This is a genomic window from Streptomyces sp. NPDC002643, from assembly GCF_053592555.1.
In genome coordinates, this window is record NZ_JBSFVY010000008.1 from 1 (window position 1) to 13,220 (window position 13,220).

General features: G+C 70.2%; 11 protein-coding genes. 7 read left to right on the forward strand and 4 right to left on the reverse strand.

Annotated features, from left to right (window positions below; translation table 11 throughout):
* Positions 1-521: 521 nt before the first annotated feature.
* From ACWD4G_RS14015 to amaB, 6 genes are all read left to right on the forward strand, one after another.
* Positions 522-1,283 (forward strand): amino acid ABC transporter ATP-binding protein, encoded by a 762-nt coding sequence (locus ACWD4G_RS14015; RefSeq protein ID WP_451292944.1) that lies wholly within the window; start codon positions 522-524, stop codon positions 1,281-1,283.
* Positions 1,280-1,924 (forward strand): amino acid ABC transporter permease, encoded by a 645-nt coding sequence (locus tag ACWD4G_RS14020; RefSeq protein WP_451292945.1) that lies wholly within the window; start codon positions 1,280-1,282, stop codon positions 1,922-1,924. Before ACWD4G_RS14015 ends, ACWD4G_RS14020 begins: the two co-directional genes overlap by 4 nt.
* Entirely contained in the window at positions 1,921-2,574 is a 654-nt protein-coding gene (locus tag ACWD4G_RS14025) for an amino acid ABC transporter permease (RefSeq protein WP_451292946.1), read from the forward strand. Before ACWD4G_RS14020 ends, ACWD4G_RS14025 begins: the two co-directional genes overlap by 4 nt.
* 145 nt (positions 2,575-2,719) lie before the next feature.
* A complete protein-coding gene (locus ACWD4G_RS14030; RefSeq protein ID WP_451292947.1) occupies positions 2,720-3,562 on the forward strand; it encodes a substrate-binding periplasmic protein in 843 nt (280 codons plus the stop codon).
* A 181-nt stretch (positions 3,563-3,743) separates the two neighbouring features.
* Positions 3,744-4,913 (forward strand): NAD(P)/FAD-dependent oxidoreductase, encoded by a 1,170-nt coding sequence (locus tag ACWD4G_RS14035; RefSeq protein ID WP_451292948.1) that lies wholly within the window; start codon positions 3,744-3,746, stop codon positions 4,911-4,913.
* Between the two features lie 40 nt (positions 4,914-4,953).
* Positions 4,954-6,489: an L-piperidine-6-carboxylate dehydrogenase gene (amaB, locus tag ACWD4G_RS14040; RefSeq protein WP_451292949.1), complete on the forward strand. Its 1,536-nt coding sequence runs from the start codon at positions 4,954-4,956 to the stop codon at positions 6,487-6,489.
* Positions 6,490-6,584: 95 nt separating this feature from the next.
* On the opposite strand, the gene ACWD4G_RS14045 is transcribed toward amaB, so the two are convergent.
* The 4 genes from ACWD4G_RS14045 to ACWD4G_RS14060 all read right to left on the reverse strand — a co-directional run bounded on the left by ACWD4G_RS14045 (position 6,585) and on the right by ACWD4G_RS14060 (position 11,556).
* Positions 6,585-7,214: a sugar O-acetyltransferase gene (locus tag ACWD4G_RS14045; RefSeq protein WP_451292950.1), complete on the reverse strand. Its 630-nt coding sequence runs from the start codon at positions 7,212-7,214 to the stop codon at positions 6,585-6,587.
* Between the two features lie 19 nt (positions 7,215-7,233).
* A complete protein-coding gene (locus ACWD4G_RS14050) occupies positions 7,234-8,754 on the reverse strand; it encodes a cellulose binding domain-containing protein (RefSeq protein ID WP_451292951.1) in 1,521 nt (506 codons plus the stop codon).
* A gap of 214 nt (positions 8,755-8,968) precedes the next feature.
* Complete coding sequence (locus ACWD4G_RS14055) at positions 8,969-10,327, reverse strand: radical SAM protein (RefSeq protein ID WP_451293428.1); 1,359 nt, start codon at positions 10,325-10,327, stop codon at positions 8,969-8,971.
* A 221-nt stretch (positions 10,328-10,548) separates the two neighbouring features.
* Positions 10,549-11,556, reverse strand: coding sequence for a hydroxyacid dehydrogenase (locus tag ACWD4G_RS14060; protein ID WP_451292952.1), 1,008 nt, complete (start codon positions 11,554-11,556; stop codon positions 10,549-10,551).
* A gap of 265 nt (positions 11,557-11,821) precedes the next feature.
* On the opposite strand from ACWD4G_RS14060, the gene ACWD4G_RS14065 reads away from it, so the two are divergent.
* Positions 11,822-13,069: an FAD-binding protein gene (locus tag ACWD4G_RS14065; protein ID WP_451292953.1), complete on the forward strand. Its 1,248-nt coding sequence runs from the start codon at positions 11,822-11,824 to the stop codon at positions 13,067-13,069.
* The last annotated feature ends 151 nt before the right edge of the window (positions 13,070-13,220 follow it).

Consider the following 13,220-nt stretch of genomic DNA (forward strand, 5'->3'; position numbering starts at 1 on the left):
GTCAGCCCACCACCCTGCGCATACCTCATGAAGACGGCGTACCGCGAGGATCAAGCCCTGTCAGCCGCTACGACAACCCGAGTTCAAGCTCAGTAACCTCCGCCGAGTCCACTGCCGAGGACTTTTGCCGCGATCATCCTCTCGCATGCGTGCGTATATCGATCTCGAATCTGGGCACCGGTGATCGATTCGAACCCGATCAGCCAGTGTTTTCCCGGTCGGAACATGGGCGTAACAGCGGCGGCGGGCGCGGCTTCACGAGCTGATTCCTGTACCCGCAAGCTTTCTCACTACTCCGCCGCGGCCGCCGCACCCAGCCTAAGCATCGCTTATCCCGGCGTAATTCTTCCTGCGTCTTGAGCCACTTCCTCAAAAGTTAATCATTCGGGCAATGTGACTCGCCAGACATCAGTCGCGGCGATCGCGGCGGACCGCTCTCAGGCCCGCGTGTGACGGGCGGTCGTACCGAGACGACCACCTCTCATGGGCCCGTCCTGTCTTCGCCACGAGGAGAACCACCGATGAACACATTGACCGAGTCCGTGATCGATGTGCGCTCACTGCGCAAGCACTACGGAGATCACGTGGTTCTCGACGATGTCAGCCTGTCCGTCGCCGAGGGCGAGGTCGCGGCCGTCATCGGACCCAGTGGTGCCGGCAAGAGCACCATGCTGCGCTGCCTCAACCTGCTGGAGCGCCCTGACGGCGGGCGGATACGCGTGGCCGGTACGAGCATCGATGTCGGCAAGACGGTCAGCGGCAAGGACCTGGCGGCCCTGCGGGGCAAGGTCGGCATGGTCTTCCAGTCGTTCAACCTCTTCCCGCACCTGACGGTGCTGCGCAACATCGCCCTCCCTCAGGAGCGCGTCCTCGGCCGCTCCAAGGCCGCGGCCGAGACCCGGGCCCGCGAACTGCTGGAGCGGGTCGGGCTCGCCGACAAGGCCGACCAGTATCCGAGCCGCTGCTCCGGCGGCCAGCAGCAGCGCATCGCCATCGCCCGCGCGCTGGCCCTCGACCCCGAGGTGATGCTCTTCGACGAGCCCACCAGTGCCCTCGACCCCGAACTCGGCCTCGAAGTCCTCGCGGTCATGCGCGAGCTCGCCAAGGACGGCATGACGATGGTCGTCGTCACCCACGAGATGCAGTTCGCCCGGGACGTCTCCGACCACCTCGTGGTGATGGCCGACGGCGGCATCATCGAGCAGGGCGCCCCGGAGCGGATCTTCTCCGCACCGGAGCAGGAGCGCACCCGCCGGTTCCTCCGGGCGGTGCTGGAGCGATGAACCTCGACGTACTGCTCACCATCCTCCAGGGCGCGCCGGTCACGCTCATGCTCACTGCCGCCGCGATGGGCATCGGCATCGTCGGCGGCATCCCGCTCGCGCTGGCCCGACGCTCCGGCAGGCTGCCGGTGCGCTTCGCCGCCCGCTGCGTCATCGAGTTGCTGCGCGGCATCCCGCCGATCGTCTGGCTCTTCGTCATCATCTACGGGCTCGGGCCCTCGATGCCCCAGATCGACCCGATGACCGGCGCCGTCGTCGGTCTCGGCGTCGTCTCCGCCGCGTACATGGCCGAGATCTACCGCGGCGGCGTCGCGGCCGTGCACCAGGGTCAGTGGGAGGCCTCCGCGGCCCTCGGTATGTCCGGCGGCGACACCCTGACCCGGATCGTCGGCCCGCAGGTGGTCCGAGTGTCCATCCCCGCCGCCGCCACGTACGCCATCGGTCTGATCAAGGACTCGTCGGTCGTGTTCACCATCGGTGTCACCGAGCTCATGTACTGGGCGAACGATCAGTCGCGCTCCACCACCGACGCCATCGGTCCGTTCCTGCTCGTCGGAGCCGTCTACATCACCATGTCGGTCCTGTGCGCCTGGGGAGCCCGCTCCCTCGACGCGCACCTGCGGAAGCGAGTCGCGCGATGACGTTCCTCCACGACTGGGCCGGCTTCCTTCCCGCTCTCCTCGACGGCCTGTGGATCAGCCTGCAGCTGACCGTCTTCAGCCTCGTCATGGGCCTGCCGCTCGGCCTGGGGCTGGCCATCGCCAACGGCTCCGGCGGACCCCTGATCAGGCGGGTCGCGGTGGCCGTGGTCGAGATCGGCCGCGGTATGCCGGCCCTGGTGATGCTGCAGATCGTCTACTTCGGCCTGCCCGAGGCGGGTCTGACCCTCACCGCCTTCCTCTCGGCGGGTATCGGCCTCGGCCTGACCACCGCCGCGTACACCAGCGAGATCATCCGCGGCGGACTGCAGGCCGTGCCGCAGGGCGAGGTGGAAGCGGCGCAGGCGCTCAACATGTCGCGGACCGACACGCTGCGCTACATCATCGTCCCGCAGGGGCTGCGGGTGGCGATCCCCGCCCTGATGGGCTTCGCCGTCCTCATCTTCCAGAGCACCGCGCTCGCCTACACGATCGCGCTGCCCGAACTCCTCGGCGCCGCCTACTCGATCGGCTCGTCGACCTTCCAGTACCTGAGCGTGCTCACCCTCGCGGGGCTGCTGTACGCCGCTGTCACGATCCCCGCGAGCCTGCTCACCGAACAGGCGGAGCGCCGCCTCTCCAGGCACCTGTGACCGGGCCGATCCGGCCCGCTCGTCGGCCCGGACCCGCGCGGCCGCTCCGGCCGTGACCGCCATCAGCTCGTGACGCCGTGACCGCCCCGACTGCCCTGATTGCCGTGACTGCCCTGGCCGCGGAGAACCATCCCGAGGAGAAGAAATGCTGAAGCGTACGACCACCGCGCTGGCGGTGACGGCCCTGGCCGCGGGTTTCCTCACCGCGTGCGGCTCGACCACCGCCTCCACCGTCGCCGACGACTGCGAGGCCAAGCACGAGTTCAAGACGCTCACCGAGGGCACCCTCACCGTCTCCACATACGATCTGCCGCCGTTCACCAAGGTGGAGGGAGCGAAGCTCACCGGCGTCGACGGCGACATCCTGGACGCGGTCGCCGAGATGGAATGCGTCGAGCTGAAGATCGCCCCGGCCGCGGCCGCCGCCGTCATCCCGGCCGTGCTGGGCGGGCGCGCCGACCTCGCCGCGGGCGACTGGTACCGCACCGCGGAGCGGGCCGAGGTGGCGGGCCTCACCGACCCCGTGTACACCGACCAGATGGGCATCATCTCGTCCGACGGCATCAGCGACATCACCGCGATGAAGGGCAAGAAGGTCGGCACCGTCGACGGCTATCTGTGGGTCGCCGACCTCAAGAAGTACCTGGGCGGCTCGCTGCGGCTCTACAACTCCCCGCTGAACATGTACCAGGACATGGAGGCCGGCCGTATCGACATCGCGGTGGACAGCTACGGATCTGGTGTGTACAACGTCGGCGAAGACGACCTGAAGGTGAAGGTCGCGGAATCCTTCGAGGAGGTCGCCGCCTCCACCGAGGGCGCGCAGTCCACCTTCCCCGTCCGCAAGAACAGCACCGATCTGCTGAAGGCGCTCAACGAGGACATCGCCGAGCTGCGCGAAAGCGGCCGACTGGCCGAGATCCTCAAAGAGAACGACCTGGACGAGTCCGCCGCCGAGCCCGGCGAAGCTCGCCTGATCGGCGACTGACCAGCGAGGCTCATGATGGCCCAGCAGCACGACGGGGCGGCCGGCAAGGAGGTCGCCGACCCGCTCGGCAGCGCTCACTCGCGGCTCGGCGCAGTCGCCCCGCCGCGTCACCGCGGGACGTCGGCGTGACCGGCCGACCGGACATCCAGCACAGCAACCACAGCACCGACCGGAGGAACCCGTGACCACCACAGCACGCCATGTGCCGCCCGACGTGGCGGACGTCGTCATCATCGGGGGCGGCATCATGGGGCTCAGCGCCGCCTACCACCTCGCCTCGGCAGGCGTCGAACGGGTCGTGCTGGTGGAGCGCGGTGCCCTCGGCGAGGGCTCGACCTGCAAGGCGGCCGGCGGGGTCAGGGCGCTGTTCTCCGACGAGATCAACATCAAGCTCGGGCTGCACAGCCTGGAGACCTTCGAACGCTTCGGCGCCGAGTTCGGGCAGGAGATCGACCTCCACCAGGTCGGCTACCTCTTCCTCCTCGACGACGAGTTGGACCTGGACACCTTCGCCAGGAACGCCGGGTTGCAGAACGCCCTCGGCGTGCCGAGCCGCGTCATCGACGTGGCCGAGGCCAAGAGGCTCTCCCCGCTCATCGACACCGACGGCATGGTGGGCGCGCTGTACTCGCCCCGCGACGGTCACTGCACCCCGGAATCGGTGGTGCTCGGCTACGCCACCGCCGCCCGCCGCGCCGGCGTCCGCATCGTCACCGGGTGCGCGGCCACCGGGATCGACACCGAGGACGGGGAGATCACAGCCGTGCACACCGAGCGCGGCACCATCCGCACCGCCACGGTCATCTGCGCCACCGGCGCCTGGGCCAAGCAGGTCGGCGCGTGGGCGGGGGTGACGCTGCCGGTGGAGCCGCTGCGCCGACAGATCGTGATCACCGAACCGGTACCGGGTCTGGCCCCAGACACCCCGTTCACCATCGACTTCTCCACCTCCTTCTACTTTCACAACGAGGGCAAGGGCCTGCTCATGGGCATGTCCGAGCGCACCGACTCGTGGGGGTTCGACCTGACCCGTGATCCGGAGTGGCTCGCCGACCTCGCCGAGGTGATGGAACGGCGCGTCCCCTCGCTCGGTGATGTGGGCATCGCCAGCGGCTGGACGGGCCTGTACGAGATGACGCCCGACCACAACGCGTTGATCGGCCGCTCGGCGGAGGTGCCCGGTTTCCTGTACGCGACAGGCTTCTCCGGGCATGGGTTCCTCATGGGACCCGCGGTCGGCGAGGTGATACGCGACCTCTACACCGGCGCCACCCCCCTCGTGGACGTCAGCGCGCTGAGCGCGGACCGGTTCACGGGCACGGACGTGCGGCCCGAACTCAACATCGTCTGACCCTCTGTCCGGCACAACCAGTAAGGAAGCTGATCCACCCATGACCCGAACCCTCATTCCCAGCCCCGACGTCCTCGGCGCCCAGGCCTTGGAGGCCGCCCGCCGCTGCGGCGTGGACGTGGCCGCCGTCGGCGGCGACGCCCCGCACCGCTCGCCGGTCAACGGCGGCTCGCTGGGCGGCGTCGCCTGGTGCGAGCCCGTCGGCCTCGACGAGGTGGTCGCCCGGTCCCGTGAGGCGTTCCTGGCCTGGCGCAAGATCCCCGCCCCGGCGCGCGGAGCCGTGGTCAAGCGTTTCGGTGATCTGCTCACCGCGCACAAGTCCGACCTCGGCGAACTGATCAGTCTGGAAGCCGGAAAGATCACTTCCGAGGCGCTGGGCGAGGTGCAGGAGATGATCGACATCTGCGACTTCGCGGTCGGCCTCTCCCGCCAGCTCTACGGCCGTACCGCCGTATCCGAGCGGCCCGGACACCGGCTCATGGAGACCTGGCACCCGCTGGGCGTGGTGGGCGTCATCAGCGCCTTCAACTTCCCGGCCGCGGTGTGGGCGTGGAACACCGCCATCGCGTTGGTCTGCGGCGACACAGTGGTGTGGAAGCCGTCCGAGCAGACGCCGCTGACCGCGTGGGCGAGTGCCGCGCTGCTCGACCGGGCCCTGGCGGAGGCGGGCGCGCCGCTCGATGTGAGCCAGGTCGTGGTCGGTGGCCCGGCGGTGGGTGAGGCGCTGGTCGACCACCGGGACGTGGCGCTGGTCAGCGCCACCGGCTCGACCCGGATGGGCCGCGCCGTCGGCCCCCGGGTGGCGAACCGCTTCGGCCGCTCGTTGCTGGAGCTGGGCGGCAACAACGCCGGCATCGTCGCCCCCTCGGCGGACCTGGACCTGGCCCTGCGCGGCATCGTCTTCAGCGCGGCGGGCACGGCCGGCCAACGCTGCACCACCATGCGCCGTGTCATCGCCCACCGCGGCATCGCCGACGAACTCACCGAACGCCTGGCCGAGGCGTACGGCAAGCTGCCCATCGGCAACCCGATGGCCGCGGGCACCCTGGTCGGCCCGCTGGTGAACCGGACCGCGTACGAGACGATGGGCTCCGCCGTCAAGCAGGCCACGGCCGAGGGCGGCTCGGTCGTCGTGGGCGGTGGCCGGGAGCTGACGGACGAGGCCCCGGACGCGTACTACGTCCAGCCGGCCATCGTGCGTATGCCGGCCCAGACGGACGTCGTCCGCGCCGAGACCTTCGCCCCGCTGCTGTACGTGCTGACCTATGACGACCTCGACGAGGCCATCGCGCTCAACAACGACGTCCCGCAAGGGCTGTCCTCGTCCCTCTTCACCCGCGACCAGGCGGAGGCGGAGATCTTCGTCTCCGACGAGGGCTCGGACTGCGGCATCGTCAACGTCAACATCGGCACCTCGGGCGCCGAGATCGGCGGCGCCTTCGGCGGCGAGAAGGAGACGGGCGGCGGCCGCGAGTCCGGCTCCGACGCATGGCGCGGCTACATGCGCCGCGCCACCAACACCATCAACTACTCAGGTGAACTCCCTCTCGCCCAGGGGGTCGATTTCTCGATCTGACCTATCGAACCTTCCCACCGCGTGGATGGGCTGCCGCCGATCACCGGGCGGCAGCCCCAACGCCGCGGGACCGCTGGGCGGCCGGGGCGTGAGCGTCAAGCGCGTGTGGTCAGGTCCTCGTCCGTGATGGGCCGGACCACCCGGCAGGGCGTGCCGACCGCGACGGTCATCGGGGGGATGTCGCGGCTGACGACGCTGCCGGCGCCGATGACCGAGCCGTAGCCGATGCGGACGCCGGGCAGGACCACGGCGTTGCTGCCGATCCATACCTTGTCCTCGATCACGATCGGCTCGGAGAAGCGGCCGAAGTCCGTGCGGCGCGAGGGGTGGACGGGGTGGCCGGTGGTGGTCAGGGTCACGCTGGGGGCGATCATCACCCCGTCGCCGATGCGGATGTCCACGTCGTCGACGAAGGTGAGGTTCACATTGCCGAAGAAGTCGTCGCCGATGTGGACGTTGCTGCCGAACCCGGCGTGGAACGGCGGCAGCAGCACCGTGCGTTCACCGACCGAGCCGAAGATCTCGACGAGCAGCGCTCGGCGTCTGTCCGGCTCGCTCGGTGGTGTGTGGTTGTACGCGAAGATCTGCTCGGTACGGCGCCGAGGGGCCTGGAAGGCGGCTTCCGACTCGGTGTAGACGCGGCCCTCGGCGATCCGCGCCAGGACCTCTTTCCGCGCTTCGTCCTGATCTACTTTCTGATCTGCTTCCTGCTGTTCTTCCCGCACTTCTTCCTCGCCCTCTGCCCTACTTGACCGTCTTGCAGTCGGTGCCGTTGAGGGTGAAGTCGGCGGGGGCCGTGTTGCTGTCGTTGTCCCAGGAGCCGAGGAAGCCGACGCCGAAGGTGGTGCCCTCGGTGACCGACCTGTTGTAGTCGGCGGCGGTGGCGGTGACGCGGGAGCCCTCCTGGGTGGCGGAGCCGTCCCACATCTGGGTGATGCGCTGGCCGTCCTCGTAGGTCCAGCCGATGGTCCAGCCGTCCAGGTCCTCGTCGGCGGTGACGGTGACGGTGGCCTGGAAGCCGCCGGGCCATTCGTTGACGACCTTGTAGCGGGCGTGGCAGGTGGCGTCGGACGAGTCGCCGGTCTCGACCGGTACGGGCTCGTGGGTGATCCGGGCGGGGGTGGAGGCGTCGCCCTGGGTCTCCTCGTTGCTGTCGTCGTCCTGGTCGGAGCCGGTCTCCTGGGGGCGCGAGGTGCTCTGCATCTCCGACTCGGAGTTCGCCGCGGACCTCCCCTCCCCCGCCGACGGCAGCGACGAGTCGTCGTCCTGCTGGACGACCGAGGACTCACCCGCCACCGCGCCGTCGGCGACCGTCCGGTCGTCGCCGGAAGGCATCAGGGTGACGGCGAGCGCGAGCACCGAGACGAGTCCGGCGCCGACGAGGAGGCCGTTGCGGCCGATCCTCGGGCGGGGTTCCCGGCCCGGCGAGAGCCCCCGGTCGGTGCCGGTCAGGTCCGCCCGGCCGGGCAGCAGTCCCGCCTCGGCCGCGCGGCGGCGGCGCTCCAGATAGGCGAGTCCGCCCCAGCCGATGACACCGCCGGCGAGCGCGGCGGGCAGTCCGCCGCCGTGCAGCCCGAGGCAGGCGGCGGCCTCGGCGCACTCCACGCAGGTGGCGAGGTGGCGGGACAGGTCGTCGGGGGTGTCGGTGCCGGGTGAGCGGGTGATCGCGTCCAGCAGCCGGGCGTAGCTGTGGCAGTCGGTGTCGACGGGGATGTCGAGCTGATTGCGGTGGCAGCGGTCCCGGAACAGGGCGCGCACCTGGTCGAGTTCGGCCCGGGCGACCGCCGGGTCGAGGCCGAGCCTGCGGGCGACCGAACCCAGCGGCAGCGACTCGACCTCGGCCAGCCACAGCAGGTTCGCGTCGGGCTCCTGCATGTCCCTGAGGGCGCGCAGGGCGAGGGGGCGGTGCAGCGGCGGGCCGATGTAGCGGGCGGCCTTGGCGGAGTTGAGCCACAGCCGCAGATCGGGGTCGAGTCGATGGCCCTGGCCGTCGCGCTCCCAGACCGCCGCGCTGGTCCTGACCCAGGTCAGCAGGAACGGTATTCGGGGCAGTCGTAAGGTCCGCCGCCCGACGCCGCGGCCGGCGCCCGTCTCCAGCTCCAGCGCCTGTGCCTCGTGCATGCCGTTGGTGAAGGCCTCGGAGGCCAGTTGGGTCGCCGCGATCGACCCGGAGGTGCACAGATCGGCGTAAGAAAGGACCGCGTCCCAGCACTCCGAGAACAGCGCGGCCTCGGCGGCGTCCTGGGGCTTCGGCAGGTCGGGCATGGGTCTCCTGCATCCACAGAGCGAGGGGGGAAGTCCACAAGAATGGTCAACTACCCTCTGATTCAAGGGAGTTGGGGGGACCACCTTGCGGTGGCCCCGAGCTTTTCACGGTTCCCACACAACTGACAAGCCACGTCTTCAGATGTGGTTACCGCCGGTTCTCGCTGTGGAGTTGTACGGACAGGAGCCCCAACCGACTCACCCGTCACGGGAGTTACTTGACTGTAACCTCCGCCGCCTTCGCCGTGTCCTCGACCGCGGTGTTCTCGACCGCCGGGAGGCTGTCCATGAACGAGCTCACCGAGAAGACGGCGTTCCCCGGTCCGGGCGGGCCGTAGCCGGGGGGCGAGGAGAGCCCGAAGTCGTCCATCGTCTGCCGGTAGGCCTGCAGCAGCCGGATGTGGTACTCCAGCGGCGCGCCCTGAGGGTTGGCCTTGCCGAGCGGGGTCGTGGGCTCCGGGCACCAGGTGGTGAAGCGGGGCGTGATGCCGTGCGACATGAAGAACCGCAGGCCCTCGGTGGTCGAGGCGATGGCCTCGTCGACCGTCTTGAACCCGAACGGCTCCGCCATCTCCACGCCGGCCACGAAGTTGGGGATGACGTTGCGGGCGCCGAACACCTCGGCGGAGTCCAGGATGCGCTTGTGCCACTCGTCGCGGCCGACGTACCGCTCCTTGCCCGGGCAGTACATCTTGAACAGGTACTCGTCCCACACCTCGTAGTTGGGGTGGTAGATCTGCACGCCGTAGTCCTTGAACCGCTGCACGTCCTCACGCGGCAGCGCCTGCGCGACGACCTTGCCGATCCACCGTCCCGGGAAGCGCTCCTCGATGGCCTTGGCGTAGTGGCCGTAGAAGTCGGCCTCGTCCCGCCCGGAGACCGTCTTGGTGATCGCGCCGCCGGTGAGGGTGTACGCGGTGGAGGTCTTGGCGGTGTCGTACCGGTCGATGATCTCCAGCGCCTCCAGCACCTCCTCGACGTCCTTCACACCCGTGTACGGCCGCCCGGCCGCCTTGTGCTGGCGCCAGTTGTGGTTGATGTCGCAGTACTGGCACTCCTCCTTGGCGCCGAAGTACTGACAGACCCGGAAGACGGTGAGGTAGATCAGATAACCCCACTGGATGGTGGGGGCCACCTCCATCACGGACTTCCCGTTGGAGAGGGTGTGCCGGTAGTACTCGGGCATCGGCGGCACACCGACGTCGGCGATCCGCTTCCCGTCGAGGTACAGCCCGAGCAGGCCCTCCTCGTCGGCGGCCACGCGGTACGGCGAGGCCGGGTTCACGCGGACCGAGACGACGGTCCGCCTGAGGTCGTACGGGCCGCCGGTGAGGATGATCTCCTCCGGCGGGCGACGCAGGGCGGCCTCGCCCAGCTCGGGGAGGGTGCCGTGGTCGAAGGAGAAGATGAAGTACGACTTCGGCTTGACATCGCCGCTCTCGTTGTCGCTGAGCGCGGACGCGTCGAAGGCCACGCCGCCCCTGAGCAGGTCCTCCTTGAAGACGGCCTCCCTCGGTACGTGCGGGAACCTCTCCATCAGGTCCTCCACCAGCGCGGTCCGGCTGCCGCCCATCCCGTTCTCCTCGCGTTCCGACGTCACACAGGGGTCGCCTGTGCCCGACCCTCACGGTATGCCGGGAGCGCGGCACCGATGGCAGCGGGGGTGGTGACCGGCGTTTCCCCGGTCCCCGGTGCGCCGTACCGCCGGGCGGCCGGGGCGGCCGGGGCGGAGAAACGGTCCGGATACGGCGAGGGCGGTTCGGCCGGGTACGGCACCCGTCCGAGACCTGCCGATCACGCCGTGCGCTCAAGCACCGAGCGGTCGATCGCATGGGCCAACTGCCGTCCGGCCGCGAACAGTTCGGCCTCCTCCGCCACCGCCAGCCCCAGCCGGGCCACCTCGTTGCCCTGGGAGCCGGCCAGGTGCGGGGTGATGAAGGCGTTGGGGAGGTCGTAGAGGGGGGAGTCGGTGGGGAGGGGTTCCGGTTCGGTGACGTCCAACACCGCCGAGAGCCGTCCGGTGCGGAGTTCGTCGGTCAGCGCGTCGTGGTCCACCAGTGGGCCGCGCGCGGTGTTGATCAGGACCGCGCCGTCCGGCATCAGGGACAGCGCCCGGCGGTCCAGAAGACCCTGCGTCTCGGGTGTGTCGGGGGCGTGGATCGTCACGATCTCGGAGGTGCGCAACAGGTCGTCCAGCGGGAGCAGGGGCACCCCCAGGGCGGCGGCGCCCGCCTCGTCGACGTACGGGTCGGTGAGGGTCACCCGCAGGTCGAAGGGGCGCAGCAGCTCGATCACCCGGCGGCCGATGCGGGACGCGCCGATCACGCCCACGCGGCGGCCGTGGTTGCCGATGCCGGGGACGAACGCCCAGCCGGGGGAGGTGCGTTCGGTGCGGAGGCGGTCGCGGTGGGCGAAGAGGTCCTTGCCCGCGAGGAGGACCATGGCGAGGGTGTACTCGGCGACCGGCAGGGCGTTCGCCTCGGCCGCCGTGGAGATCGTGATCCCCCGCTCCCAGACCGCCGGGGCGACGAAGCCCTTCACCGAGCCCGCCGAGTGCAGGATCGCCCGCAGCTTCGGCGCCGCGCCGAGGACCGTCTCGTCGATCCGGGGGCAGCCCCACCCGGTCACCAGCACCTCGGCCTCCGCCAGCGCCTCCCGCACCCGGGGGTCGCTGAAGTCCTCGGCGATCAGCGACGGGTCGATCTCCACGGCCTCCCCCAGTCGCGACAGCACCTCCGGCGGGAAGACATGAGGCACGTTCTCGGCGGTCATCGCGAACAACGCACGGGGACGCTCGGGCAAGGAAGACGCCTTCCGGAGGGGAGATCAAGGGACGGCAAACGCTTTCTACGGTAGGTGGGGCCCGGCGAGCCGGTCAATGGACGCGACCCGGCGGCGAGCGACGCACCCGGACGCCCGGGCAGCGGGACGGGATCGCGCGGCGGGAAGAGACCGGCCGACGAGAAGGGATCGGCCGGCGAGAAGGCGCGAGAACGGCACCCGGGAGCCGCGAGGGAGGATGGCCCCGACAACCACCACGGCTCGCGGACCGCTGAGGAGTGCCGGTATGACGACCGAGACCCTGACCAACTGGGCCCGGAACATCACCTACAGCGCGAAGGAGCTGCACCGGCCGCCGTCGGTCGAGGCGCTGCGCGTGCTGGTCTCGGGCAGCGAGCGGGTGCGGGTGCTGGGCAGCGGGCACTCCTTCAACGAGATCGCCGAGCCCGGGCCCGAGGGGGTGCTCGTCTCCCTCGCCTCACTGCCGCCCGCCGTCGATGTGGACTCGGCGGCCCGTACGGTACGGGTCGGCGGCGGCGTCCGGTACGCGGAGCTCGCCCGCGCCGTGCACGCCCACGGGCTCGCCCTGCACAACATGGCGTCCCTTCCGCACATCTCCGTGGCGGGCTCGGTGGCGACCGGCACCCATGGCTCGGGCGACGGCAACGGGCCGCTCTCGGCGGCCGTGCGCGAGGTCGAGTTGGTCACGGCGGAGGGGGATGTCGTCACCCTGGGGCGCGACGACGCGCGCTTCCACGGCGCCGTCACCTCGCTCGGCGCCCTCGGGGTCGTCACCGCGCTCACCCTCGGTCTGGAGCCGGGATTCGAGGTGAGCCAGCGGGTCTACGGTGATCTTCCGCTCGACGGGCTGGATTTCGAGGGTGTGGCGGCGTCGGCGTACAGCGTGAGTCTGTTCACCCGGTGGCTGCGCTCCGGGTTCGACCAGGTCTGGGTGAAGCGGCGGACGGACCGGCCGGTGGTGGACTTCCCCTGGGCCGAGCCCTCGACCGTGGCGATGCATCCGGTGCCGGGGATGCCTGCCGTGAACTGCACCGGGCAGTTCGGGGTGGCCGGGCCCTGGCATGAGCGGCTGCCGCACTTCCGGGCGGAGTTCACACCGAGCAGCGGGGACGAGTTGCAGTCGGAGTATCTGCTGCCGCGCGCGTACGCCATGGAGGCGCTGCGGGCGCTGGACGGCATCCGGGCGGCCGTCGCCCCGGTGCTGCAGGTCTGCGAGGTGCGGACGGTCGCCGGTGACGAGCAGTGGCTGAGTCCGTCGTACGGGCGGGACTCCGTCGCGCTGCACTTCACCTGGGTCGCGGACACCGCCGCCGTACTGCCGGTGGTGGGGCGGGTCGAGGAGGCGCTCGCGGGGTTCGGGGCGCGGCCGCACTGGGGGAAGGTGTTCACGGTTCCGGCGGGTGAGCTGCGCTCCCGCTACCCCCGGTCGGGTGAATTCCGGGCGCTGGCGGATGCGCTGGACCCGACGGGGAAGTTCCGCAACGCGTTCGTACGGGACGTGCTCGGGGGCTGATCAGCCGGCGGCGCCGGGGCTCTCACCTGGAGTCTCTCGGGGGCGTCGGGCTCCGGCCACAGTGGAGTGTTCACCGACCCGACTTCGTAAAACCCCTTTCCTAACCCCTTGTCGAAAGTCCTACCGGGTCATAGCCTTGCGCCGCGCCGGG